This is a genomic window from Luminiphilus sp. nBUS_07, assembly GCF_051201685.1.
GTDB lineage: Bacteria > Pseudomonadota > Gammaproteobacteria > Pseudomonadales > Halieaceae > Luminiphilus.
The window spans coordinates 316,784-342,735 of record NZ_CP179213.1 but is presented as its reverse complement, the minus strand read 5'-3'; the positions used below and the strand labels follow the sequence as shown (position 1 = coordinate 342,735).

Annotated in this window: 15 protein-coding genes; 9 read left to right on the top strand and 6 right to left on the bottom strand. The window is 53.3% G+C overall.

All coding sequences use genetic code 11. The annotated features are described in order from the left end of the window. Nucleotides 1-125 precede the first annotated feature (125 nt). Nucleotides 126-1,352: an NAD(P)/FAD-dependent oxidoreductase gene (locus tag ACMAZB_RS01550; RefSeq protein ID WP_435218993.1), complete on the top strand. Its 1,227-nt coding sequence runs from the start codon at nucleotides 126-128 to the stop codon at nucleotides 1,350-1,352. Nucleotides 1,353-1,500: 148 nt separating this feature from the next. Here the strand turns inward: ACMAZB_RS01550 and ACMAZB_RS01545 are convergent, their stop codons facing one another. The 4 genes from ACMAZB_RS01545 to ACMAZB_RS01530 all read right to left on the bottom strand — a co-directional run bounded on the left by ACMAZB_RS01545 (nucleotide 1,501) and on the right by ACMAZB_RS01530 (nucleotide 7,151). Beyond that, nucleotides 1,501-2,700, bottom strand: coding sequence for an aromatic ring-hydroxylating oxygenase subunit alpha (locus tag ACMAZB_RS01545; protein ID WP_435218991.1), 1,200 nt, complete (start codon nucleotides 2,698-2,700; stop codon nucleotides 1,501-1,503). A 77-nt stretch (nucleotides 2,701-2,777) separates the two neighbouring features. Then, entirely contained in the window at nucleotides 2,778-4,013 is a 1,236-nt protein-coding gene (locus ACMAZB_RS01540) for an MFS transporter (RefSeq protein WP_435218990.1), read from the bottom strand. Between the two features lie 10 nt (nucleotides 4,014-4,023). After that, nucleotides 4,024-4,731 carry a phytanoyl-CoA dioxygenase family protein gene (locus ACMAZB_RS01535; protein WP_435218989.1) on the bottom strand — a complete coding sequence of 236 codons (708 nt, stop codon included), beginning with the start codon at nucleotides 4,729-4,731 and terminating at the stop codon, nucleotides 4,024-4,026. 530 nt (nucleotides 4,732-5,261) lie between these two features. After that, nucleotides 5,262-7,151: a family 16 glycosylhydrolase gene (locus ACMAZB_RS01530; protein ID WP_435218987.1), complete on the bottom strand. Its 1,890-nt coding sequence runs from the start codon at nucleotides 7,149-7,151 to the stop codon at nucleotides 5,262-5,264. A 789-nt stretch (nucleotides 7,152-7,940) separates the two neighbouring features. Between ACMAZB_RS01530 and ACMAZB_RS01525 the strand changes: the two genes are divergently transcribed. The 5 genes from ACMAZB_RS01525 (at nucleotide 7,941) to ACMAZB_RS01505 (ending at nucleotide 15,855) form a co-directional block, all read left to right on the top strand. After that, the gene (locus tag ACMAZB_RS01525) at nucleotides 7,941-10,874 is read left to right on the top strand and encodes a TonB-dependent receptor (RefSeq protein WP_435218985.1); all 2,934 of its coding nucleotides are present in this window, start codon (nucleotides 7,941-7,943) and stop codon (nucleotides 10,872-10,874) included. 130 nt (nucleotides 10,875-11,004) lie between these two features. Further along, nucleotides 11,005-12,591: a tryptophan halogenase family protein gene (locus tag ACMAZB_RS01520; RefSeq protein ID WP_435218983.1), complete on the top strand. Its 1,587-nt coding sequence runs from the start codon at nucleotides 11,005-11,007 to the stop codon at nucleotides 12,589-12,591. A 16-nt stretch (nucleotides 12,592-12,607) separates the two neighbouring features. Continuing rightward, nucleotides 12,608-13,324, top strand: coding sequence for a SapC family protein (locus tag ACMAZB_RS01515; protein WP_435218981.1), 717 nt, complete (start codon nucleotides 12,608-12,610; stop codon nucleotides 13,322-13,324). Between the two features lie 6 nt (nucleotides 13,325-13,330). Then, nucleotides 13,331-14,350, top strand: a complete 1,020-nt coding sequence (locus ACMAZB_RS01510; RefSeq protein ID WP_435218979.1) for a cupin-like domain-containing protein — start codon at nucleotides 13,331-13,333, stop codon at nucleotides 14,348-14,350. A gap of 17 nt (nucleotides 14,351-14,367) precedes the next feature. After that, the gene (locus tag ACMAZB_RS01505; RefSeq protein ID WP_435218977.1) at nucleotides 14,368-15,855 is read left to right on the top strand and encodes a tryptophan halogenase family protein; all 1,488 of its coding nucleotides are present in this window, start codon (nucleotides 14,368-14,370) and stop codon (nucleotides 15,853-15,855) included. Nucleotides 15,856-15,962: 107 nt separating this feature from the next. Here the strand turns inward: ACMAZB_RS01505 and ACMAZB_RS01500 are convergent, their stop codons facing one another. Then, nucleotides 15,963-19,169: a putative glycoside hydrolase gene (locus tag ACMAZB_RS01500; protein WP_435218975.1), complete on the bottom strand. Its 3,207-nt coding sequence runs from the start codon at nucleotides 19,167-19,169 to the stop codon at nucleotides 15,963-15,965. Between the two features lie 482 nt (nucleotides 19,170-19,651). On the opposite strand from ACMAZB_RS01500, the gene ACMAZB_RS01495 reads away from it, so the two are divergent. The 3 genes from ACMAZB_RS01495 (at nucleotide 19,652) to ACMAZB_RS01485 (ending at nucleotide 21,793) form a co-directional block, all read left to right on the top strand. Then, on the top strand, nucleotides 19,652-20,434 hold the full coding sequence (locus tag ACMAZB_RS01495) for a hypothetical protein (RefSeq protein WP_435218973.1): 783 nt from the start codon (nucleotides 19,652-19,654) through the stop codon (nucleotides 20,432-20,434). A gap of 257 nt (nucleotides 20,435-20,691) precedes the next feature. Beyond that, nucleotides 20,692-21,192: an exosortase H gene (gene xrtH / locus ACMAZB_RS01490; RefSeq protein ID WP_435218971.1), complete on the top strand. Its 501-nt coding sequence runs from the start codon at nucleotides 20,692-20,694 to the stop codon at nucleotides 21,190-21,192. Beyond that, nucleotides 21,185-21,793, top strand: coding sequence for an exosortase H-associated membrane protein (locus ACMAZB_RS01485; protein WP_435218969.1), 609 nt, complete (start codon nucleotides 21,185-21,187; stop codon nucleotides 21,791-21,793). The genes xrtH and ACMAZB_RS01485 overlap by 8 nt, the downstream gene beginning before the upstream one ends. Nucleotides 21,794-22,033: 240 nt before the next feature. On the opposite strand, the gene ACMAZB_RS01480 is transcribed toward ACMAZB_RS01485, so the two are convergent. After that, nucleotides 22,034-25,825, bottom strand: coding sequence for a proprotein convertase P-domain-containing protein (locus tag ACMAZB_RS01480; protein WP_435218967.1), 3,792 nt, complete (start codon nucleotides 25,823-25,825; stop codon nucleotides 22,034-22,036). Nucleotides 25,826-25,952: the final 127 nt, after the last annotated feature.

Genomic DNA, 25,952 nt, shown 5'->3' with positions numbered 1-25,952 from the left:
CCTTACAGTAAGCACTCACAACGGCTCAGTGAAGGCTGCTAAACTGTTGCTTTGGCGTTGGCGGGCTTACGACCCAGCAACAAAACAGCCCACTCCCTATCAGCAGCCCCATGAGACTCAAACCCGTGCAGAAATCCAAATCTCGCCCAAGCGTACTGATTCTCGGTGGCGGCTTCGCAGGCATCAGTTGCGCAGGCCAGCTGTCTGACCATAGTTTTGACGTTTGCCTAGTAGATCAAAAACCACACTTTGAATTTCTGCCCAACATTCACGAGATTCTTTCGGGCGTCAAACGGCCCAGGGATGTCCGCTTAAATCTGGCTGATCAGATGACCGCGATGGGGCATCGTTTTACGCAGGCGTCGGTCCAATCCATCGCCCCAGAGAGCAAACGGGTAGACCTCGACGATGGCACAACCTTGCGATATGACTTTCTTGTAGTGGCCCTTGGCGCAGTCGACGCCAATTACGGCGTCACGGGCGTTGACGCCCATGCTTTTTCCTTCAAATCTGCGGCGCAATGCGATGCCATTAGCGACCGACTCCGCACATTAAAAGCAACCGCCAAAGCACCCCGCGTGACCATTATTGGTGCTGGCATAACCGGCGTGGAGGCACTGGGAGAAATACTGCGTCAAGGCACACCAGGCAACCTCAAAATCACCTTGCTGGAGGCTCAGAGACAGCTGCTTCCAAATAGCCCCAAGGGGCTTGATAACTATATAAGGGGCTTGTGTGAGTCCTACCCAGTGGAATTTCGGTGCAATGAAACCGCGCAACGTATCCGGCAAAAATCAGTGCTGCTGGGCTCGGGGGAGTCGCTGAGTAGTGACCTCACTATATGGACCGGAGGACCCGCGCCGGCACCACTGCTGAGTCAGTCGGGACTCGCCAAACCTGCAAGCTGGGCACCGGTTGACGATTATCTGCACAGCCTGCACGCAGATGACGTATTTATTGCAGGTGACTCCGCCGACTTGCCTAGCTCTTTAGCTAAGCAGGCCTATCATGCCATCGATATGGGCGAGAACGTCGCGCAAAATCTCAAAGCCATCACCGATGGCAGCAAAATGAAGCGCTATCGGCCGTCACCAAAGCCTCAATTGATTTCATTTGGAGGGCTCGGCTGTATCATGCTGGCGGGGAAATGGGCCGCTGGCGCACCCCTACTTTCAGCGGGAAAAGAAGCCGTTTTTGAGGTCGCAATGGCCCAACTCGATCGGCAAGCCGGCCCAGAGAAGGCGGCACTGCTCCTAAAACGCGGCATTCGTGCTTCAGACAAACTGTTCTGGCCTGTCGTCATGTCACCCACCGCTTTGCTGCGTCAGAAAAACTTCCAAGTACTCAGATAGTGCAGGCGGCGATTAGAGTACTGCAGCCAGGGACAGACTTGTCATGAACTCAAAAGCAAACATCCGCTTTTGTCGCTAGCGCCCGACTGACCGAGCACCCTACCCCTAATTTGAACTGACGATAAATAACCTCAGTCGATTGACTGCGCTACTTAAGTCCTGCGTTTGTTTGATGAAGCGTTCCCCGCAATGGTGCCTCAGGGAGCCGCGTGACCGGGATAAGTTCGCGCACCCTCTCGTGAAAGCTATAGACCGAAGACTCCTCTAGGGCGAGGGGCCCCGGTTGATACCCCGTAGTGTTGACCCCTCGCTGAATACGCTCCACTAGCATCTTGTCTTGATCGTTCACCTCGTCAAGCAGCGCCAAATTAATGGTCTGCAGCTCTTTTTCTTCAGCCGATAAATTCGGTGGCGAATAGGTAGCGAGTTTGACCAAAGTTTTGTCAACGGCGAGAGGAAAAATCTGAAAGAGAGCAAAGAGGTCTGGGTAGTACTCAATGCCCATATTCGGGTCCAGAGCCAATTGCAGCCATTTACGCCCCTTGCCTTCAGGGAAGCGGTGATCGGTGCAGGCAATCAGTTCCTGATACCGGCGCTCCTGAGGTACCTTCGAGAGCTTGTCACGCATGGCAAAGTAGCCGTAATTAAAACCGCCGCTGAACTCAACGCCCTCATCGGTGCTCTCCACCATGCGATGTAAACAAGGATGCCCAATAGGGATGTGATAATTCTCTTGGTAGTTGTCCCAAGCCAGCTTCCAGTTGCAATCCCAAACTTCAAAGGTAGGTTGCCGGTGTGGCTGGTAGGTTTCGGGCGCGTAGAGATCTATGCCTTCGCTAATCGCCCCGAGAGTGTCGTCAATACTAGCCCCACCCCCACACAAGTTGACGAAGACATGACCTCGGTAAATTTTTAATCGAACCTCTTGGAGCCCAAGAGTCGACTTATCCAGACCCGGGAAATTTTCAGCCTGTGTCACCCCACGCAACGACCCATCATTGGTGTAGCTCCAACCATGATAGGGGCACTGGATGGCATTGCCACAGTTACCTTGACCATCCAATAGGCGCATCGCGCGATGACGACAAACATTGAGGAAGGCACGAATCACGTGATCTTTGCCACACACCACAATCACACTATCGCGCCACATATCTAAAGTGATGAAGTCGCCAGGCTGCTGCAAGTCACAGACGTGGCCAACCATTTGCCAGCTGTTCAGAAAGAACTCCTGATACTCCAGCTCCAGAAGCTCCTCGTTACCGTAGGTCCAAAGGGGTAGCGCATCGCCCACGCTTTCATAGCTAGGTAGGGGTTTCACTTCAACGGCGTCATTTCGATCAGACATGGGCAGAGACACTCTCGTTCGCTTCTAAAAAATTAGGTTGATCGGGTGCTATAAAAACTCTCAATGCTCCGGCCAGATTATCCGTCCAAACCCAGCTTGTCAGCTTTTCTACCCGTGTAACAAAACAAGGTTATGCCTAGGGCACCTGAAGTGAAGACCCACAACGCCAGAGGGTTGTAGCCAAAGTTAGTGACGATCACCGTTGCGATAATGGGGCCAGGGGTTGAAGAGAAATTCCAAATAGCATCACCAGCCACAGCCCACCTACCCTCTTTATCGAGTGCCGACAGCGTTCCCGTAATGTAGGGCATTGAGAAAGCATAGGAGAAATTCCATAAAAACAGCAGATAAATGTAATAGATCGGATCTTGCACGACCGTAAACATTGCTGCGCTGGTAATGTTCAGCCCTAAGCCGAATAACAAGGGCCTAAATTTCCCGAAGCGTGATCCCATCCATGCGGCTAAGCCACCGCCTAGCAATTCCAGAGAAAAAGACAATAAGTACAGCGAGCCCCTCTCATCACCCGCTAGCCCCGTTTTTTCACCTAACTTATCCATGTAAGTGAACACTGCATTTTGGCCAAGCTCATAAATAAACAAGCCCAACATGGCCAGAATTGCATAAAGCCTGTAGGGGGCGTTACGAATTAATGCCCAGAAATGCACGTCAGAGGACGCCGCTTTGATGGGAGGATTAAGAAACCCATAGATCGGAATAGTCACTGCACAAAACACAGCAGAGCCAAGAAAAATTCCCGCTTCACCGAAGTTTTCAAGCCCTACAGGAACGAGCTTTCTGCCCACCGAAAAAACAAAAAGATAGAGCATGCCCGCTAAAGCAAAAACCCTTACTGGGTCTTTAGATCCTGCCGCTGATGCGGTCGCGGCACCAGTGACAATGCCGCCACCTACAGACACGACGCACCGATACACCATAAAAGTGCCGAGGTTGTCGGTAAAAGCGCAAGCTACACTGCCTACCGCCGCGATGGCTACGCCGAGTATTGCCATTTTTGTTCTGGAGTATTGAGTGACTGGAATTGCGGTCAACAACAAAGCAATGAAATAGGCGAAATTTTCTGCGCCGTAGACCACACCTATGTCGGTTTCCGCGGCACCAAATTTTGCCATCAAAGGAGAAAGCATTTGCGGCTGTAGGTACAAACCCCATAAACCGACGTTGTAGGCCGCAGCTACTGCGAGCGCACCAGGAATAACGGACCAAAAGCTTTCTGATTGAGGGCGCACCGCTAAATCACTCAATCTGTAGCGCTCACCAAGGTCTTCATGAGCAACCGAAGAAAAGTGCAATTAGGCATACCTAAGCGGTTCTCTCTTCAATAACGTTCGATGTCGAAAACTGATAGCGCATATTGCGATAAACACAAATATCGGTGATACCTTGAGGGGTGGTAGCCGATGCCGCCCTGAAATTAGTAGAGACTCGAGTTGTTGCTGTCACGGGTAACACCCGATGCCAAGTATGGCCATGCAGCAATAAGAGGGTGCCCTTTCTGGGTTGGAGCACGACCTGACCTTGTAGTTGTCCTAAGGGGTCTCCAGCGGGAAGCAAACCCATTTTATGGGAGCCTGGCACCACAACAACCTGACCACCACTTTCGGCTTTAATGTCACTGGTATACACCAATCGGTTCAAATTAAATTGCTGTGGGTCTTCCGGAGGACAATCCTGATGCCAAGCCTGTCCAGAGGAACCTCGTCCAGAAAACATGACCATGCATGATTGTTCATACCATCCCTCGCCAAGGATCGCTTCGCTCAACCCCCGAAAATTTTCGTCGCTCTCAATCGCATCAAAATCGGACACGCCGTGCTGCTGGGGAAACCACGGTATGACGTCTGTTTGGGACTTGCTCAAAAACTCATCGCTGTGTTGAAACGCCGGAGTCTCGCCAAAGTGTGCGCGAATCAGACGATCAATAGGCTCCATCTGCTTGTCGTCAAAAAAGCCATCGAGAACGATATAACCTTCGCGATCGAATTGTTGCTGTAGCGTCGACGCGTTCATTGAAATCCTTAATTCTTTGAGGTACCAGACATCTGGCGCGGCTAAACCAAATCACCCTTGTAGTTCGATTACGCATCGATATCAAGGTCGGGCTGTCATTGCGCACCCACCAAATGGTAGGCACACCCTACAAATTAATGGGGACGCCTTCGGCTTGAAAAACTAAATTCAGTTTGGTTGAGCCCAATGGGCGAACGCATCACGAGAGACCTTACCGATGCGTGAATCGGGACATGACTCTAACAAAAGCTTAAACCAACCTCATAGGCCGATGGTCATAGAATGAGTATCCCTTGAGGATATCCGGACCACCCCTAGAGGTCTCTTTTTCTAAAAGAACCCGAGTAAGAAAGGAATTGGGATCGGTCTGTTGGCTTTTTTGATAACGGGTATAACCCGGCATGTTCAGAGGTTCGAGCTTTCAATGACGCGCCGTTTATGACATGGCTGGCGATGTGCTTCAGAGTGCAACCGGGGAGGCTCCTATGCAGCCACCCCACTCTTCACCCTATCTCTATCCGCCAATCTGGCTATTGGATATTTTGACTCGCGCCATCGTTCTTACTGGTTTGCGTAGCCGGTGCTCCCTTATCAATAGCAGCCCCTCCCCGCCCAGCAGTGATGGTCATCAACAGCAGATTAAAGGTGGACGACACCACCTGATCCGAATTGTCACCAATACCATCCCCGTCTGAGTCAAGCCACTCCGTAGGGTCTAAGGGGAAAAGGTCTTCGATATCGCCATAGCCGTCGCCATCGTCATCGTCATCGGCGTTGTTACCCACGCCATCGCCATCGGTATCCAACGACTCACTAGCGTTCAAGGAAAAAGCATCTTCAGAGTCTGACACGCCGTCGCCATCGTCATCGTTGTCGGCGTTGTTACCCACACCATCGCCATCGGTATCTAAAGACTCATAGGGATCGACTGGAAAAGCGTCGTCAGAGTCTGGGACACCGTCTCCGTCTGAGTCTTCATTCGCATAACTCGCCGCGAATACCCGGACATAATCGACCACCAAGCGTTGTGGAAACTGGGTAGATCCGTCCGGTGAGCCGGGCCAGTTACCGCCCACAGCAACATTAAAAACAAGAAAGAAGGGGTTATCAAAAGGCTTAAAGTCTTGCGAGTCCGGCAAATACTGCTCGTGATAGAGCTCGTCGTTAACCAACCACTGCACCCGGTCATGCTCGCGGATCATACTGAAGACATTGAATCCAGCACCAAAGTCATCGCCCGCCTGCTGAAATTGGCCGCCTTGGTAAGCAGGTACATAGGGCGCACCGATGCCGCCAACGTTCCAATGCAGCGTGCCATGAACGGTATTTTCTCGACCCCCACCGCCAATCATTTCCATGATGTCTAACTCACCACAATAGGGCCAGCCGACCTGCTGAAAATCGGCGCCAAGAGCCCAGAGAGCCGGCCAAATACCTTGGCCTCGAGGCAGCGCGGCACGGATATCAATCCGGCCAAACCCAAATTCCATGGTCCCTTCTGTCTTTACTCGGGAGGAGGTATAGCTGCGACCACCCTTGGCCTCTCTTCTCGCGGTAATGACTAAATGCCCCCGATCGATAGCCACGTTGTCTTGCTGGTAATACTGCAACTCATTGTTGCCCCAGCCACCGCCACCAAGGTCAAAATTCCATACGGATGTATCGAGAGAAGACGCACTAAATTCATCAGACCATGCGAGTTGATAACCCGGGTAACTTGTTGGCGACAGGTTTGCCTGTCCTGATAAGTTGTCAAGTAGCAGCGTGGAACCACCCGTGCCAGTTTGCGCTGTTTGATCATCGGTGCCATCCGGTGTCGCAGAGGGATCAGCAGTGGTCTGCCAGACCAAATTGTCGAGCTTAATAATGACTGCCCCCAAGGCGGAGGGCCAAATTACCAAGCCAGTATCAATTCGACTTAAATCTAAACCTCGGTCTACCAAATCGTCGACAGCAATTGAGACACGTTGCCATGAGGGGCCAATCGTCCCGGGTATCTGCCAATCCCCAGAGGTGCAGGGGTATACGCAGTCCACTTTTAACGTAAGCGCCGTGCCCGGCTCTGAAGCCCAGGCATCAAACTCAATGGTTCCTCCAGAAAAACTTCTGAGATCCTGTGGTGAGGACGCCTTGAAATACACCCCCGCAAGCATGCCGGTACCGGGGTATTCTAGCTCAAGGACTTCGTAAGCATTGTCTCCTTGAGACCAACGCCAGCTAACATTAGGGCAGCCCGCGCCGAAATCGCCAATACAACTTCCGTAATCAGTATTGGCTGCGTCAAACGCGGCAATACCACCATCCCAGGTGTCGCCCAGCTCACCGTAGCTAATCACCGGCAAGGTAATTTGCTGGGCATGCAAAGGACCAACAAAACCGCAAATCATAAAGGGCAGTAGTAGCCCTATAACCCGTTTCAAAGATTTAACCCGCTGTTGTTACACCCGAAAAGCTAAACGCTCTCGCTCAAGTCGCTCTCATAAATTATTACAGCCACGTTGTTGGCCTGCATCAATTGGATTCCAGCCCGGCTGAAGTCGTGGCGCCGAATCTCTGAGACCAAAAAATGGCTTGTAACGCTGCCCGGGCGGGACGCCCGGCGAGCATGATACTCCAACCCGCAAACCAATCCCATTACGAGCCAGCCCAAAGCCCGCCTAGTACCAAAGGTCACGCCGCTCACAGAAAAGATAGACAAAAAAAAGCCGTCCCGTTAGGTGGACGGCAAAAGCGCTCTTTTTAAAAAAATAAAACAACACGACCTGTGTGCCGTTTGGCAATGCGCATCCAACAAACCGGACACGACGCCGGAAACATGATGGCATATTTTTATAGTATTTGCATATAAAGTTTTATTAGACGTTGCATAATGCAAATACGCATGCCAATCAAGGTCCAGTACAGCTTGTCGCATACTGTCCAAACTCCAAGGCAGCCTCTACAGGCATCTGGCCTTACAAATCGGGCGATCGATCGCTAGGCGCCGGGAGAAATCGGTAGTCCCACTAGCACCACGCCCAAAAGGGTTCTTTGCCAATAACCTCACCCAACCCGCCGTCACACTCGGCGCTGTCAGTGCGCGATGCGTCCAGCGTCGGTATCCCACTTGCCGCAAGACTGACCCTGCTTGTCGTATGCCCCGTCGTTCAGTACCACCTTCACGTCAGTGTTGAGTAAACTGTAGCATTCGATAGATACGTGTAAAACCCATGCGATCAATACCTTTCAACACCAAACCGGTTACCAAAGCCGTATCTTTTGCCCTGACCGGCCTGCTCGCCTCCGCAGCCAGCGGTCAAACCGATCTAGCATTGGATAGCCCGGTCATTGAAGAAGTGGTTGTTACCGGTATCCGCTCAAGCCTACAGCGTGCTCAGGACCTGAAACGCTACTCATCGGGCGTTGTTGACGCGATTACCGCAGAAGACATTGGCGACTTTCCGGACACCAACCTCGCAGAAGCTCTGCAAAGGGTCACGGGCGTAGCCATTGACCGCCAGCGAGGAGAGGGCTCAACGGTCACCGTCCGGGGTTTTGGCGCCGATTTTAACTTGGTGACGCTCAACAGCCGGCAGATGCCGACCCACAGCGGCTTGGGTCGCTCATTCGACTTTGCTGATATTGCTGCTGAGTCAGTATCAGGCGTCGAAATTTATAAAACTTCCCGTGCCAATGTGTCTACCGGCGGCATTGGCGCCACCATCAACATCAAAACTGCCCGGCCATTGGACCGACCCGGCCTAAATGCCTCGATCAGTGCCTCGGCCATGTACGACCAGTCAACGCGAACCGGGGACGACTACACCCCTGAAATTTCAGCGTTTGCATCGCAAACGTTCTTCGACGATACCGTGGGTATTGCACTTACCGGCACATTTCAGGAGCGCCACAATGGGCAATCCTCAGCCAGCAACACCGAATGGCTTGAGCGAGACGGCAGCGGTATTCCAGATAACGGCCAGCACGACAACATTCCCGGAGCGGGGGATCTCGTTGGCCTGCCACAACAGCAAATTTATCAGCTCGACGAGTGGGAGCGAACCCGGATCAATGGCCAGCTCACCCTGCAGTGGCGTCCCATAGATAGCCTCACGGCAACCCTAGATTACACCGTAGCCGAGCTGGAATTAGACCACCGTTATAACAACATGTCAGTTTGGTTTAGCCCAACAGGACAATCGGGCACGTGGATGGGCGACGGCATTGTCTCACCACTGGTTTACTCTGAAGACAACAACCAACCCGACTCTCCCATGGGCGCCGGCGTCGACGCCTCGAAGAATAGTCGAGCGTCACTGGGTCTTAATCTGGAGTGGGATCTCACAGACCGGCTAAGCGTGATGCTCGATTATCACGACTCCACCGCCGAGCGTGAGCCCAACAGTGCCTTTGGCAGCTCCGCTAACCTCTCGATGGCGGCCTTTGGCCGACAATCTGCGACAGTCGATTACTCCAATGAAATACCGATTACTCAAATCGGGCTGGCTGACCCGTTATCACCGGACGACATGCAGATCACCGGAAGCGTGTTTGGCAACAGCTGGGCTGAAATGAACATCGAGCAGGCGCAATTTTCTGGCGTCTTCGATCTCACTGAAACTCTTATGCTGGATTTCGGTCTCGCCTACACCGATATCGACAACTTTGAGGCTGGCAGTATTGTACAGCGCAATACCTGGGGCCAAAACCAAGCCTCGGCTTACGGATCGGTCTCAGACCTTGTTATACCGGCCTCTCTAGCCGGCATGTACGACGAGCTGTCAGGCGGCGATAGTGTGACCAACAACTTCTTCGTCTTTAACATGGAAGAAGTCGCAGCAAGGGCCGAAGAATTACAGGCGCTTGCCGATACCGACCCCATGTATCTCGCCACTGCAGTGGCCGGCGGCGATTGCGGAACCGGTTTTTGTGCCGATAGCGACCCAGGTTTTGGTAACCAATTCCGTGAGGAGAGCTATTCCGCCTACTTTCAGATTGGCTACGCGGGAGATCTTTTCGACCGACCGTTTAATTTTAGGGCAGGACTGCGCTACGAAGAGACTGAAGTGACATCGAGTGCCGAGTCTCAGAACTATGTCAGCATTGATTGGGCCTCTACCAACGAATTCTCAGCAGTGCCCGCTGAGGGCAACATTACGACATCACTGAGCGGCGACTACGACGTACTTCTCCCCAACGTCGATTTTGATATTGAAGTGATCGACGACGTCATTTTCCGCGCGTCCTACAGCCAAACCATATCTCGACCCAGCTACGCGGATTTGCGCGGTAATTTGTCGATTGGAACCGTGCTTCGTGTTGTCGAGGGTGAGCACACCGCCGATGGCTCGATCGGAAATCCCGGTCTGATGCCCCACGAGTCAGACAACTGGGACTTCTCACTGGAGTGGTATTACAGCGACGTCAGCTATGTCTCCGTGGGTTATTTCGATAAATCGGTCGTGAACTTTGTGACTTCGGCAGAGCAGCAGGACGTCGTGCTCTACCCAGAGCTGGCTCACCCCGCACTGGGGCCACTTTACGCAGATGCTATTAACGCGCTCGGTGTGGCAGCCTCAAACGGTGACATCCGCGACTACATTTTCACCAAGTACCCCAACGAACCCGGGGTTGATGCCGTCAATCAGGTGATTACCGGGGTTCCGGGCCGTGATGACCCCGCTTATTTTGATGTTGATACTCGCATCAACTCGGCGGAGGAAGCTAAGATCGACGGCTGGGAAATCGCATGGCAACACAGCCTGTGGGATACCGGCTTTGGTTTTATCGCCAATATGACCTTGGCCAGCGGTAGTGCCACCTTCGATAACAGTTCCGACGCGCCGCAGTTTGCACTTCCGGGACTGTCGGACACCCGTAACTTTATCCTTTACTACGAAGGCTTTGGCTTTGAGGCGAGAGCGGCTTACAACTGGCGCGACAGCTACTTTATCGGAGGCGTAACGAAGCCTGCCTATACCGAGGAGTACGAGCAGTGGGATGCCAGTGCTAGTTACTCAGTTACCGACGGGCTGACCGTTTTTGTTGAAGGCATAAACCTCACCAACGAGACATTCAGGTCTCATGGCCGGGATCCCCTGCAGATTTACAGCGTGGGTCAGCTTGGGGCACGTTACAACCTAGGCTTCCGCTACACCTACTAGCGCCCCTCATTAACAGGTGAGCAAACAAGGCCACACCCCCATCTGGGGTGATGGCCAGTAAGTTTTTATTCCGACTATTAACCTCTAGACTACGGACTCCCCGACGCAAACCGACGGAATACCGCTCTGTATGCTGAGTAACGACCCAAACACACCGCAAACCGTTAAACAGATTGTGATTGTTGGCGGCGGCACCGCTGGCTGGCTCACGGCCTGCGTGTTGGCGGCGGAGTTTCAATTATCAGACGACTTTTCCATCACGCTTATTGAATCCCCCGACACCCCCGCGATTGGCGTCGGAGAAGGCACGTGGCCATCAATGCGGTCTACGCTAAAAAAGATCGGTATTAACGAAGCAGAGTTTCTTCGCCGCTGCCAAGGGTCGCTCAAACAAGGCACCTACTTTCGCAACTGGCTCCACGGCAACGGTGAGAGTTACTACCACCCTTTCTCAACCCCCGCTGGTTACAGTGAAGCCAATCTCGCCGAGGTCTGGCTGGAAGCAGAAAACCCCGAGCAATCCTTTGCCCACAGCGTGACCCCACAGTGCAGAATCTGCGATGAGTCAGGAACCGCTAAACAGCTGGGTATTCCCGACTATGCCTATGCTTTGAACTACGGATATCACCTCGATGCAGGGGCCTTTGCCGCTATGCTGTCCGAACACGCAGTGGAAGCTCTAGGTGTCACTCACACCGTGGCACACGTCAGTCAGGTTGCTTGCGATGCCCAAGGCTACATTGAGAGCCTGCAAACCTCCGCGGATACCACAGTCTCTGGGGATCTGTTCATTGACTGCAGTGGTTTCAGCGCCCTACTTCTGGGCAAACACTACGACATTCCCCTGACCGGGGTGGATTCGATTTTGTTCAATGATCGAGCACTGGCAACCCAGCTCGCCTACCCGTCATCTGATGACAGGATTAAATCCACGACCTGGGCCAGCGCACAGCGCGCCGGCTGGATTTGGGACATTGGATTGCGAGAACGCCGTGGTGTCGGTTACGTTTTTTCCAGTACCCACACTGATGAGGCTACTGCAGAGCGAACCCTTGAGGACTACTTGCGTCTACAAGCGCCAGACTCCGCGGCGGGAACATCGTGGAAGGCACCACGGCTGCTAGCCTTTCAACCCGGCTATAGAGAGACGTTTTGGCACAAAAACTGTGTCGCTATTGGGCTGGCAGCAGGGTTTGTAGAACCCTTAGAGGCCTCTGCTCTGGTTTTAGTAGAACTTGGGGCAAGAGCCATTGCCGACCGATTCCCCAGCAATCGAGCGGCGATGTCCGTGCAGGCAGCTCGCTATAATCGCGAGTTCACCGCGCGATGGGAGCACATCGTCGAATTTCTAAAGCTACACTACGTGCTCTCGAAGCGAGAGGACTCCAGCTACTGGCAGGATCACCGCACAGCAGAGAGCATCCCTCAAGCTTTGCAAGAAAAACTGATGCTGTGGCAAGCCGAGATCCCATGGCATGGTGAAGACCAGCGCACCGACGAGCTATTTCCCTCGGCAAGCTACCAATACGTATTAATGGGCATGGGCTTTCAGACCCATCAAGCGCAAGTACCCCGCAAACGATTAGACCAACAGCGCAACCAAAGCCTACAACTCTTTCAAGACGTGCAGCAGCAGGCCCAGCGCATGAGCCAACACCTTCCGAGTAATCGCAGGTTATTATCGGACCTACTGCACCGCGACTTTGCGGCGCTCTGACACAACGGTCAAGCTTATGTCCTCCATCGAGAAACTCAACAACGTGCAGCATGCCCAGCTCCGAGTCATTCGGGAGTTTGGCGCCGACTACGGCGACAACGTGATGTTCGTACCGGTTTATCCCAACGAATTCAGAGGATTGCAAAGCTGCTATCCGCTGTTGTTCTTTAAAGATGCTCAATCGGGCGATTTGCACCCCATTGCGCTGCTGGGCTTTGAGGAGGGTGAAAACCTATTCCTTCAGGACGGCAACTGGGATGCCCCCTATATACCCCTCATGATGCAACGGGGCCCACTGATGATCGGCTTCGAAAGTAAAGACGGCGGTGATAAGCCCACACCCGTTGTTGCCGTGGATATGGCCCATGCCAAAGTCAGCACGACAGAGGGCGAACCACTCTTTTCCGAGCACGGCGGCTACTCGGACTACCTCGATCGACTGACTGCCATCATGGAAGCCATTCATGAAGGACACGCCTTAGCCGACACCCTCAGCCAGACGCTAGTGTCTTTAGATTTGATTACTTCCTGCGACCTAGAAATTACGCTGGATACCGGTGCCAAGCACCAGCTGGCTGGCTTTTATATGATTAATGATGAAGCCTTACTTGCCCTCGACAATACCGGACTGCAGCGTCTGTCGGAGCAAGGGCTTTTGGCAGCCACGTTTTTAATGTTCGCCTCTCAGTCCCAATTGCAGTCGCTGATTCGCAGAAAAACCGGCGGGATTTAGTCAGCCGTGGCAACCGCACTCACACTTCCCCCTCCCATCAGGGAAATTGATTTCCACAACGGACAGCCCCTTGATGAAGCATGGCTGCGCGCCGACGAGCCTTGGGTGGCACGGGGTCTAGTCGCCAATTGGCCTTTAGTCCAAAGCAGCGCGAGGGATGATGAGGCGCTGAGCTATATCGCGTCGTTTAGCGCTCACAAAAAAACCTCAGCATTTCTTGCTGAGACCGAGCATGACGGTCGGCTCTTTTACAACGACGCTTTAGATGGCTTTAACTTTATTCAGCTGGACACCACGCTAGAGGCTGTATTCAGTAAGTTATTGGCCCTAAAAGCGGAGGTGCAAGCGCCAACCCTCTATGTGGGATCAACCAATGTTGATCAGGCGCTACCGGGCTTCCGAGCCGCGAATAATATTCCGATCCCCAACGCCCAACCCCTCGCCAGCCTTTGGGTGGGCAACCGAAGCCGCATTGCCGCGCATTTCGACTATCCTCGCAACCTGGCCTGCTGTGTCATGGGTCAACGCCGATTTACCGTGTTCCCCCCTGATCAAGTCGAAAATCTTTATGTGGGTCCCTGGGATCTCACCCCCGCGGGGCAGCCGATCAGTCTGGTCGATATGCACAAACCAGACCTTGATCAGTTTCCACGCTTCTCTGAAGCTTGGGCGCAGGCACAGGTGGCCGAGTTGAACCCCGGGGACGCCATTTACCTTCCCGGTATGTGGTGGCATCAGGTGGAATCTCTGTCGGCCATAAACGGATTGATTAATTATTGGTGGTCAGAGACCCCAACGGTCTTTGGGGCACCCATGGATGCTTTCAATCACGCGCTGCTTTCGATAAAGCAACTGCCCGATGCCCAGCGCCGGGCTTGGAAGGCGCTGTTCGATGCGTATGTTTTCAACGAGGACGAAGATAACCTCGACCATATGCCAGTAAACGCTCGGGGGCGCATGGCGCCGCTGACTTCTGAAGCGGCGCGCCGTCTGCGCGCTGATCTCATCAACAAACTGAAACGCTGATTCACAGGACAAGAACAATGGCCGAGCAAGGTATAACTCGGGTGGTGATTGCAGGAGGGGGCACAGCTGGCTGGATGACGGCTGCGGCGCTATCCCATTTGGTGGCACGTCCGCTGACGATCGTGCTCGTTGAATCTGATGACATCGGCACCGTCGGCGTGGGTGAGGCGACGATACCCACCTTACTCACTATTAACCGGCTGCTAAAAATACCGGAGCCTGAATTTATTCGCGAGACCTCGGGGACTTTCAAGTTGGGAATCCAATTTGAAAACTGGACCCGCCCGGGGGATCGCTACATCCATTCCTTTGGGGACACCGGGAAAGGCTGCTGGGCCGGGGGCTTTCAGCATTTTTGGCTGCGCGGGCAAAGTGAAGGGATCGCCGGTGACTATGGGGATTACTGCCTCGAGCTAAAGGCCGCTGAGGCCGGGAAATTTGGCCTATCTAAAGACACCAACGTTAACTACGCCTACCATCTCGATGCGACGCGTTATGGACAATACCTGCGTAAACGCGCTGAAGCAGCTGGCGTGCAACGCATTGAAGGAAAAATTGCTCACGTCAAACTGAATGCCGAATCGGGCAATATCGAGCAGCTCGAAATGGCCAGCGGCCAGTTTGTCGAGGGCGACCTTTTTATCGACTGCACGGGTTTCAGGGCATTGTTGTCAGAGGGCGCGCTAGAAACGGGCTTTGACGATTGGAGCCATTGGCTACCGTGTAACCGCGCTTGGGCCATGCCCAGCGAACTCGATGGCGCCCCCTTACCTTACACCCGTGCCATTGCCCACAGTGGCGGTTGGCAGTGGCGAATCCCCCTGCAGCATCGAGCGGGGAATGGTTTAGTCTACAGCACCGATAGCTACTCAGACGATGAGGCCCTGTCGGTACTGCAGCAGAATGTTAGCGAAGGAGCCGTGGCAGACCCGCGGCTCATTCGCTTTACTACGGGGCAGCGAAAGCAGTACTGGCACCGCAACTGCATTGCCATCGGGCTCTCAAGCGGGTTTATAGAGCCCATGGAGTCCACCAGCATCCACTTTATCCAAAACGCCATTATGTGGTTGTTACTCATGTTTCCCGAGCAGGGTATCGACGACGCTCTGGTGAAGGAATACAACCAAAGGCTTCGTAGCGAAGCAGAGCACATCCGCGACTTTATTGTGCTGCATTACCGCCTCAATGCTCGGCACGGCGAGCCGTTTTGGGATTATTTAAGAACCATGCCCATTCCCGACTCATTGGCCCAACGCATGGCGCTGTTTGAAAACAGCGGCCGAGTTTTTAAGCCACAGGACGATGTGTTCTCAGAAAATTCTTGGGTGCAGGTTATGCTGGGGCAGGGCCTAAAACCTAAGGGCTATCACAATATTGCCGATGCCATGAGCAGCCAGCAGCTCAGGGGCTATTTAGGCAACATCAGCACCACTATCGCAAAGAAGTTACAAAAAATGCCCGATCATCATACGTTTGTTAGGCGTTATATCGCAGAGAATTCATAACGGGTCACCAAAAAACGCGACTGAAAGGGCGCGTTCTTGATTGTGTGTCGTTAGCGCTCATCAGCAGTTGATAAGCGCAAAAAGTGTGTCCACCTTATGGGCTATTATTACTCCACCACCCAACGCACATTATCTAACCGATAAACGACACCCTCGGTTTCCCCAAACACTGGGAAAATGGTGAGTCCCGTATTGACCCGGGTCAGGTTCAAGCCGCCTGCAGCGAGCTGCGCAACGGGCACTTTCACCGTTTCCCAACCGTCGAGGCCAACATTGCCGATCTCCTGGTCTCCCGAAGAACATGGGAAGAAGCAGTCGGCCTTCATCACGAAGCCACCATAATTTTCGCCCTCTTGGACCACCTTGATGTCAAAGGCCAAAAAGCCCGGAGCAAAGCTAGACAGATCGCGGCCCTGTGATGACTCGAAGAACAGTCCCGCAAACTGCGGGCCATGGGTAATCTCTAGTACCTCACCGCGGTCGAGGTCTTCATCATCGACCAGCTCCCATGCCAAATTGGGGCACCCTGCACCACCTGCACCGACACAGCTGTTGTAAGAAATCGCCTCATCAAAACCGGCAATGCCTCTATCCCACAGCGGGTCGGCAACACCTTCGGCAAATACTAACTGCTCTTGCGCCTGCACGGGGGGCGTGTCATCGGCACGCCACTCAATGTTGTCAATTTGATAAACCACACCGTCGGTTTCACCAAAGGCAGGGAAGATCACTAGGCCAGTGTTTACCTGAAACAAATCCAAGCCGCCTGCAACGAGCTGCGCTACCGATACCTGAACCGTTTGCCACCCCTCAACACCTATAACACCCAAAGCCTGATCCCCAGAGGTGCAGGGGAAGAAGCAATCAACCTTCATCACAAAGCCACTGGTATTAGTGCCGGCATCGAGCACTCGAATATCGAATCGCAAGCCACCCTCGGCGTAATCGGTCATGTCAGCGCCGAAGGACGTTTTGAAAAATAAGCCTGCAAAGTCGGCACCATGGCTCACCTGCAACACGTCACCACGATCTTCGGCCTCGACGATTTCCCAATTTACGCTTGGGCAAGCTGCGCCCCCGTCGTTCACACACTCGCCATAGTCAATGGCTTCGTCAAAGGCGGCAATTCCGTCTTCCCAACGCCCATCAACGACGCCGTCAGCAAATACAACCGCCGAGGGTATCTCGGGTTCACCCGAACCTTCGGCTTCGTAGCGTATGTTGGCCACTTCGAAGGACAGACCCTGCTGGTCACCCCAGGTGGGGAATAAGACAAGACCTGCGTTGACTGAAGTCACATCGAGGCCAGAACCCACCAGCTGTGCCACAGGCACTTCGAAGGTTTGCCAGGTGTCGGCCTCGTAATCTGACAAATCAATTTGCTGGTCACCCGTTCCGCAAGGGTAGAAACAGTCCACCTTGTAGACCATACCCGAGGCGACGGTGGCCGCAGGCAAGCGTAGATCAAAGATAACCTTGCCACCCTTAACGAAATCGCTGAGATCGACACCGCCGGCTGAGCCAAAGAACATCAAGCCATCGGCGCCGCTGTTGGCATAATTGACCATGAGTGAAGTGCCAATTTCGGGGTCGCCCGAATCGGTCAGCGTCCAGTTAACTAGGTTGGTGGTATTGCCATCGCCGCAGTAGTCGCCATTGACAAGGGTGTCGTAACCGCAAATACCACGATCCCACAGCGGGCCTACCGCTCCCTCGGATGTCAGTACAGGAACCAGCGATCCGTCAACGTCGCCGCCCGGGGGGCGTATACCGCAACCTTTGCGGCTGGGGTGGCCACAAGCCAGCTCTACATTGTCCACCATGAGTCGCGCATTGGTAGTAGGCTCAAGAACAAGTAGCTTGGTCAACTGGGTGGTATCTAAACGCCGACGCCCGCCGTTTTCTAACAAGTCATTCATTTTAACGCTCAGCGTGAACCACTGGTCAGTGGGCAACGCTGCCATTTGGAAATCTTTAAAGCCTAGGGCGGGGAAGCCGCTTTCCATTTTTACTCGCAGTGCCCCACTCAGGTCTGTGGCTGCTGAGTCGATATAAAGATCGAACTTAACCTCCCCAGCATGCTCTTGGTAGTACAAGGGGTTATTCCCGAAACCGAACAGCGCTACGTCGTCACCGTCGGCGGGCGCAATCGATACATTGCCCTGCCCCGAGGACGTTACCTCTATTACAGCGCCACGGCCTTCGACCTCGACCTCGCTAAACTGAGGTGCCCCAGCGTCATCCGAGGCCTCGATCACGAGCTCACGAGTGAGTGTGTCTGCGCCGATTACCCAAGACAGCGCATCTGGGCCATCGGTGTAGAGCGGGAAAGATGCCATGAACGGCGCCTGTGCGCCGGGAGACTCGACCGTACGGTCGGCTTCGCTGTTACATCCCGCGCCCGATGCCTGTCCATAAGCACATTCATAAACCCGCACGTAATCGACTTCCATGGCTGATGGAACTGCACCGGGATTGACCTTCCCAGGTAAGTTTCCACCGACAGCGAGGTTAATCAACAAATGAAACGGCCTGTCAAAAGGCGCTGTTCCCTCACCTGCCTCATAACCTGCTTGCTCTCCAGCGTAGTAGTAGGAGTACCAGTGCTCGGCATCTACGGTCATAAAGTTGCGACCGTTGACAAACCAACGAATGTAATCTGCGGTCCATTCGATAGAATAAATGTGGAAGTCACCCGCTGGGTCGGCAATACCAATACTCTCGGTGGTCGTTTGGTTTAGTGGCCAGGCAAAACCGTGGTGTAGTGACGCGTAATAGTTTTCTTCCGCAGTGCCCGCGTTGACGACTTCCATAATGTCAATTTCGCCACCAGAGGCCCACCCTCCAAAACGGTCATCGCTGGGCAGCATCCAAAAGGCTGACCAAAGGCCTTTACCTGACGCGGAGCGAATACGCGCTTCTACGCGGCCGTACTGGAAATCGAGTTTGCCCAAACTTCTGATTCGACCCGAGGTATAGGGGAAGCCCGCCTGCGCCAGCTCTGATCGCGCTTCGACTCGAAGGATGCCGTCCTCCACCACGAGATTGTCAGGGGTGTACCACTGCAGTTCGTCGTTGCCCCAACGGGTTAGCCCGTACTGACTACCATCGCCTGTTTGCACTTCCCAGTTGCCCGCTTCCAAGGCACTACCATCAAACTCGTCACTCCAAACCAACTGCCACTCGGCGGAGGCCTCGGGGTAAAACGGCTCGATGACGGGAGAATCGGCGCTGCCGCCTCCACAAGCAGCCAACAAGGCGCCTGCAGACAGCATGGAAAAGCATTGAAAAATGCGGGAGAGATGGCGGGTCATGTGCAGCGTCCACGGTCTGGCGGTGAGTTTAGGGGCGGCTTTATCCCATAGAGCTGCCACCCTTGAAAGCAAAACACGACGGTTAGGGCCCTGTACAAGACAAGTAGGCTTAAAGCCGCCCTCAGCTGTTGCAGTCATTACGTCATGTCGGGGGTCGCCCAACGCCGCTTACAGCAACGTCGCAACGCAGTATCAACAGCTACCACCCTCAACGGTCTAACTTCGAGTCCTGCTAAGTTACGAACAGTATTCATATTAAACAAACTGAGATTTGTAAAAAACTCCGCTGCAGTCGCCCTAGTGTCTCGCGCGCAAAATTAACTCTCCAGCGAAAGGTGAACGCTGTAAACCGACAATTCGTCCCAGATAAGAACCAACTCATCTCACCTGGGCCTCGCCTCCTCCTGAGCATAGCGCTAGAATGTCCTTTCGATTTGAAGTCCGCGCAGCAACACGTCACATAAAACTCATAAGGTCAACCCATGGCACGATTCAACCTATTAGCGATTCTTTCTCTTCTCACTTGTTGCATTTACTCGCCTGCGTACGCGCAGTATGCGCAGCCCACAGCGCCGATCGAGTATTCTCAGGACTGGGAGGGAGAGCAGTTTTTTTTACTGAATGATTGGCTTGCCTACATCAACGTTTTTGAGCAGGACTGTGAGACATATATATACGGTTATGAATACTCAGCGCTAGGGACTGGGGTTGCGGTTATTGCAGATGGTGCCGACTCTAAGGTCCTCAATGTCTACAATGATTATGATGGCTCAGCTTGGGGACTTTTTGATCTTAATTGTCTGGAAGCCAACGTATACAGGCAACTCAACGTTGCAGTGGGTAACGTCGGCGATTACACGTTTTCCTACAACGTTGAGCCCCCCGAATTAGTGGGGAACAAGGTTAATGGCTTCGTGAAGATTTTTTCTACGTCTTATGATTTGGAATATGCTTTCCTACAGACATCTGATGTGGGAGAACAGACTATTTCTTTCACTATTGATGAGTCCATGGTCGGTAAAATATTGCAGTTTGGCTTTACCACCGTGTCATTCCGCTCTGAAAATTCAGGAATGCTATATGACAATCTGGTGCTTGGTGCGGCCACTGAAACAGGGGGCGGCGACGGCGAAAATGGCACGGGCGGCGGCTCTGATTTTGATTCAGGACCTGCGTCGACTACCTTTGATCTGCTGTTAAACACCACAAATGCTGTTAGGCGCGGTACGCCAATTGACAAGGAAACCCCCGCTACGGGAAACTAATTCGTGGCTATTAAATTGGAGTAGGTAAATGACCGACCTAAAGGGCCAAGAAAAATTGTGGTCGTTTACAAGGCCCGTGAGGCCCGTTCCCTGAATAAATAATGGCTTAGCCCAATCTATTACAGCAGTAAAAACCCATAGCATTTAGGCTAACAATACGCCCTTGTGTTTTTAACGGTGATAGAGCGATGGTTTATTAAATCCCGTTTTACCGCCTTTCATTGCTAAACTAATGCCTCCTATAGTGAGAGTGCTCCATGGGCAAGTTTCTGCTTGTTTTTACTACCTGTTTAATGGTGCTTTTTACCGTTGAGCTGCTAAACCCCGTACAGGCAGCTGTCATCCAGCCTTTTACGGCTTTTTTGGCATGGATAGCCGCCTCAGTCGTACTTCCATTCGACGACAGCGTGATCAGCAGCGGACGGGTTTTACGCGACTCCGTGTCAGGCTTCGCCGTTTCCATTGAGGCGGGCTGCAACGGCGTGGAAGCCTCGATTGTACTCATTGCCGGCGTTCTGGCTTTTCCTGCTACCTGGCGCCAACGCACTGCAGCAATTACGCTGGGTTTTATAGCGATTCAGTTGCTAAATATATTGCGCATTGTGAGCTTGTTTTATCTAGGACAGTGGAACTTCGACATCTTTGAGTGGACCCATTTATATCTCTGGCCAGTGCTCATCATGCTCGATGTACTGCTTGTCTTTGCCTTGTACCTACGCTGGCTTTCCAGATCCGAACCATTACCCGAACATGCATGATATCGCGTTTCGCCAGCAGATCCTCACCACACTTCTGCTCCTGGGCATAACCTTTGGTATTTGGATGGCCGCTGAGCCACTCCTAGCGACACCAGCAAAATGGCTGGCGCATGCCCTACTAACGTTTTGGCTACCCAATGTCATTGAGACCACGATCTTCGAGCCTGGCGCCCTACTAGTCGTGACCAAATTTACTGAGGTCGATGGCATTATCCGAATGGCGATATCCGGTGAGGAAGGCCTCGCGTTCCGCCTCAACACCCGACTAGTATCCTACGGTTTACCTTTTTATGCGGCGCTACTTTGGGGCTCGCGCATCGCCAATCCCTTCAATACCTTCGCCTGGGGTTTGTTTTTACTGTGGGCTGCGATGGCTCTGGGATTGGCGGCGATGACCGCAAAAGACCTAATGCTGGTAATTGGTCAGCCGTTTCTTGCAACCGACTGGGTCCCTCCTTCGCCAGTGATTGCCGTGAGCTATCAGTTCAGCGTTTTACTGATGCCGACTCTAGGACCCGTGCTGCTTTGGGCTCTGCAATTAAGAGATTCGCCCCTCTGGAAGCGACTCGAAAATCAGCTGCAGAATTCTCGCGGCAGATAGCAAACAAGAGTAGGCCACCGCGCATTTCAAGACCGCGCCTTCGGCTCAGAACCCCAGACCCGGCATGTCACCCTGTTCGGATAGGGCGGTAGGTGCATACACAGTGCGTGCGACTAGTGTGGCAGACACGGTTCGCAGGGCATGCGTTTCCATGCTGCGGTTTTTACCCCGCAGCATTAGCTGTTTAGTTCGCATGGTTGGGCCGCAAAACAGCCCTGTATGAGCGATACATGGGCGGCATCAGTGGCCGCCAGATCGGCCCGCCCGCCAGCCCATTAACCCAACAAACAGAATCAATAAGGCCGACCCCAAAGCCCCAAACAGAGGTATCGCCTCTGGAGAACCTAAGCCCCTAGCCGACGCCCCCTCCCCTTTAGCTTCCGTCTCGCTGTCACCATCCTCTGCTTTCGAGTCATCAGCACCAGAAGCCGATGACCTGATGCCGAAAATCACCTCCAAAGGGTTGGAGGACCCGCCTTGAGCATCGCCGGGGGTTCTGGCGAGCGAGTCTGGAACCAACTCACCGGCCAATTCCACCTTCTCCTCGCTGTCACCATCCTCTGCTTTCGAGTCATCAACACCAGGAGCCGATGACCTGGTGCCAAAAATCACCTCCAAAAGGCTGGAGAACCCGCCTTGAGCATCGCCGGGAGTTCTGGCGAGCGAGTCTAGAACCTGTTCACCGGCCAATTCCACCTTCTCCTCGCTGTCACCATCCTCTGCTTTTGAGTCATAAGCACCAGAAGCCGATGACCTGATGCCGAAAATCACCTCCAAAAGGTTGGAGAACCCGCCTTGAGCATCGCCGGAAGTTCTGGCGAGCGAGTCTAGAACTAGCTCACCGGCCAATTCCACCTTCTCCTCGCTATCACCATCTTCTGCTTTTGAGTCATCAGCACCAGAAGCCGATGACCTGATGCCTAAAATCACCTCTAAAAGGTTGGAAAACATACCTTGAGCATCGCCAGGAGCTGTGGGGAGCGAACCCAGAACCAGCTCACCGGCCAATTTGGACTCGCTTTGTCGATAGGGTGAAACGCCGCTGTACACTCCGGCAATGCGACACGTGAAGGTATTGTTAGTCGGCAGCGCGTTAACACGGACCGGGGAGCTTGTTCCCTCTCCAAAAAAGGTATATTGCTGCTGGCCAATACTCCAACTGTTTAGGACGCCTTCGTCACTGGGGAAACGGTCGGAAACATGTAAAGACCACAAACCTGACAACGACTCACCTGAAAGCTCGGAAAATGGCGTCTCGGGCCTGAGCGTTCGAGGATAGATGCCAATCACATTGTCGCCATTATCCTCAGCCACAGGCTGTCTTAAGGCGATCCTTTTGCCACTTGGAGACTCGAGTTCCAGCACCACATCACTTCGGTAGCTATGGGTGATATTGACCTCCACCTCAAACTCATCAGGGGAGACATCACCCTCAGCGATTAACTGAATCTGTGAGGTAGTAGGGCTTGTATCGTCAAAAGATACCTCCGGGGCTGCCGACCCCTCCACGGTGCGGGGGGGTGTCAACCCGGTGCCAGAAAGACTCCAGCCATTAAAAACACCGTCGTCTCCTTCAAAGCCATCGCTCACGGTTAATTGCCACTCTCCAGCAATGGGCTCACCCGACACGCCACTTACAAAATAAGTCTCATTGACGTCGTCACTAGAGTCGGCGCCATCTAGTCCCTTCAGCTCCGCTGTAATTCCTGAAGGCGAAGTCAGCTCGATAATAACGTCGCCCCGATAGGAATGCGTGATATCCACGGTTATCGATACGCCCTCGGGTGAAACCGAGCCTCCTCCCGCCACCTGTATGGAGGAAGAAGTCGATTGTTCGTAATTAAAGTCGGTGCCAGCAACAGCAGAACCAGAGAAAGCAGCAGACTGGGGATCACCAACACAGGCGGCGTTGTAATAATTTACGCCGCCACCGACCCCGGGAGAAAAAGCGATGTCTATTGCTGTATTGCTAGCCGCAGACATTGACACGTTTTCAGGTGCTGGCACTTCAGGTGTAGCAGCAGCACTGCTATCTAAGGAGAAATCTGCATCTGACACATCGTAGAAAATGTTATCGCGTCCCCGCACCATTAAGCGGGCCGAATCGGTCTTCACTCCAGAAGGAAATTCCACCCGCGCGTATCCGTCATTCGTCGTTGTCGCGAAGGGCGTGCTTTGAAAAGACTGGCCACCATCGGTGGATAGGTAAAGGTCGACTTTTTGAACAGAAATAGGCGCCGCGTCGGTGTCGCCTACATTCCATCGGACCGTGCCACTGCGGCCCAGCGACCCACCTAAATCAGGTTCCGCCACCGAAAATGACTTTGCCGTCAGTGGCTCAGCGACAACCGTGATTTCCGTCGAGTCAGAATTTCTGCCACCTAGGTCATCCCGAGTCGTCAGTGCTAAAACCATACTTCTAGCCTTGCTGGGTAGCTTTTCGGCGTCATCGAACGCCCCCGAAACCACCGTTGAAAGTTGCGGCAGATACCGCGTGGCAGTATCCACGGGAGCAAGGGTCCTAAAGAGGGGAATGGCCCCGTCATCGGGAGCGGCTAAAGCTGCGGCCGGACCGAGGTCTCGTTGCTCCCAGGAAAATGTAACGTTGTCACCATCGGCGTCCGAACCCGACCCCTCGATCACTAGCGGCGTACTGGCGGGCACCGTATGGTTTACGCCCGCATATACTGTCGGCTTGGTATTACCGGTGGCGCTCACTACCCCACAAGTGCTCCCATAACCCTCTACGTAGTCGGCCGCCTCTTCAAAACTGTAGGAATGAAACATAGGGTCAGCAGAGTTAGGTTTACCGACCAGACCGGGTTGGGGAATGTTGTCGGGAGAACAAATCCCCGAGTAACTCATAATCGTCGTGCCCGAACCTGGTTCGAAGGCCGCAGTTCCTGAGCGCTGTTCAACGCAATTAGAAGCGCTAGAGTTGAAGGTATGGTCCATGCTGAATTGATGACCCATCTCATGGGCCACGTAATCAACCGCAAAAGCATCACCCTCATAGCCACCGGTAACACCATTGGCTTTGTACTCGTCGTTACAAGGTCCTGTTCCGGCTAACCCTCCCCCGGCAGTTCCAAAAGTGTGACCGATATCGTAATTCTCTGATTCAATAATTTCGTCGATCACCGCTTGCGATTCGTCAATGAGTACAAAAGTGTCATCGTTGCCCTCAAAAGGATCCGTTTCGGGATCCGTAAAAATGATGGCGTCATTGTTTTCGACTAATTCAAAAGCGACTGATATCTCGGCAGTAAAAATGCCGTTAACACGATTAACGACTTTGACCACCGCAGCGAGGGCACCCTCAACCGTGCCACCGTGGTAATCACCATATTCACCCGTCGTTGCAACGGCTAATCGGTAGGTTCTTAATTCCTCACCTCTCGATCGAGATTGATGGGTGCGTGAAGACCGCGCTGCGAATTCTGCGCGGGCTGATTTCCTGCTGCCACCCCCATGGTCTCGGTCACTGTGATTCGTGACACCGCACTGAAACGTTTGATCGCGTCCCTTGGCATCACGCGCGAAATAGCTTACGACTTTGGCACTGTCAGATTGATCTGGCGGTTCAATCATCCATCGACCATTGGCATCAAGCACCTGCACACTCAAACCGGCGGGGGTAAGCTCCATCTGGGCAGTTGCCGCGCCTTTACCAATCGAGCGCCCTGAAAATGCCTGAATATGGGGGAATTTGCGTGCCAGAGCAGGGCTCATAGTCCCAGCCCGCTGGAATTCGAATGCTCTGAACCCCCCATCCGGAACAGGCAGCTCCAGTAAAAATGCACGGCCCCCAGATGCTAAGCCCGCATTGATTCGGGCAGTTAAACCGTCGCGATCAATCCTTAGATATCGAGCTTCTGCAGTTAGCTCGCGCTGTTGTAGCGTTAACACCTCAGGTGCGACCTGTTTCTGGGGAAGATCTCGCCATAACGCCGTTTCTGCAACGCCAAGGTCCGAGAAAAACAAAATCAATGCGAGGGCTGTAGTGCGGGCTAACAGTTTCGACTTAAGCATGATGTCTCCAGCAAAATGGTGTCACCCAGAAAACTCTAACATGAGCCAGTCAATCGACTCCAAAAAGCCTATTCGTGCTTTAGATACAGCAACATGAGAACCCTTATCTTAATCCGCAATTCAAGAA

What these genes read in the sequence shown, in the direction of transcription:
- ACMAZB_RS01545 (WP_435218991.1), bottom strand. Translation starts at nt 2,700, where the DNA reads ATGTCTGATCGAAATGACGCCGTTGAAGTGAAACCCCTACCTAGCTAT.
- ACMAZB_RS01535 (WP_435218989.1), bottom strand. Translation starts at nt 4,731, where the DNA reads ATGAACGCGTCGACGCTACAGCAACAATTCGATCGCGAAGGTTATATC.
- ACMAZB_RS01525 (WP_435218985.1), top strand. Translation starts at nt 7,941, where the DNA reads ATGCGATCAATACCTTTCAACACCAAACCGGTTACCAAAGCCGTATCT.
- ACMAZB_RS01520 (WP_435218983.1), top strand. Translation starts at nt 11,005, where the DNA reads ATGCTGAGTAACGACCCAAACACACCGCAAACCGTTAAACAGATTGTG.
- ACMAZB_RS01515 (WP_435218981.1), top strand. Translation starts at nt 12,608, where the DNA reads ATGTCCTCCATCGAGAAACTCAACAACGTGCAGCATGCCCAGCTCCGA.
- ACMAZB_RS01505 (WP_435218977.1), top strand. Translation starts at nt 14,368, where the DNA reads ATGGCCGAGCAAGGTATAACTCGGGTGGTGATTGCAGGAGGGGGCACA.
- ACMAZB_RS01500 (WP_435218975.1), bottom strand. Translation starts at nt 19,169, where the DNA reads ATGACCCGCCATCTCTCCCGCATTTTTCAATGCTTTTCCATGCTGTCT.
- ACMAZB_RS01495 (WP_435218973.1), top strand. Translation starts at nt 19,652, where the DNA reads ATGGCACGATTCAACCTATTAGCGATTCTTTCTCTTCTCACTTGTTGC.
- xrtH (WP_435218971.1), top strand. Translation starts at nt 20,692, where the DNA reads ATGGGCAAGTTTCTGCTTGTTTTTACTACCTGTTTAATGGTGCTTTTT.
- ACMAZB_RS01485 (WP_435218969.1), top strand. Translation starts at nt 21,185, where the DNA reads ATGCATGATATCGCGTTTCGCCAGCAGATCCTCACCACACTTCTGCTC.
- ACMAZB_RS01480 (WP_435218967.1), bottom strand. Translation starts at nt 25,825, where the DNA reads ATGCTTAAGTCGAAACTGTTAGCCCGCACTACAGCCCTCGCATTGATT.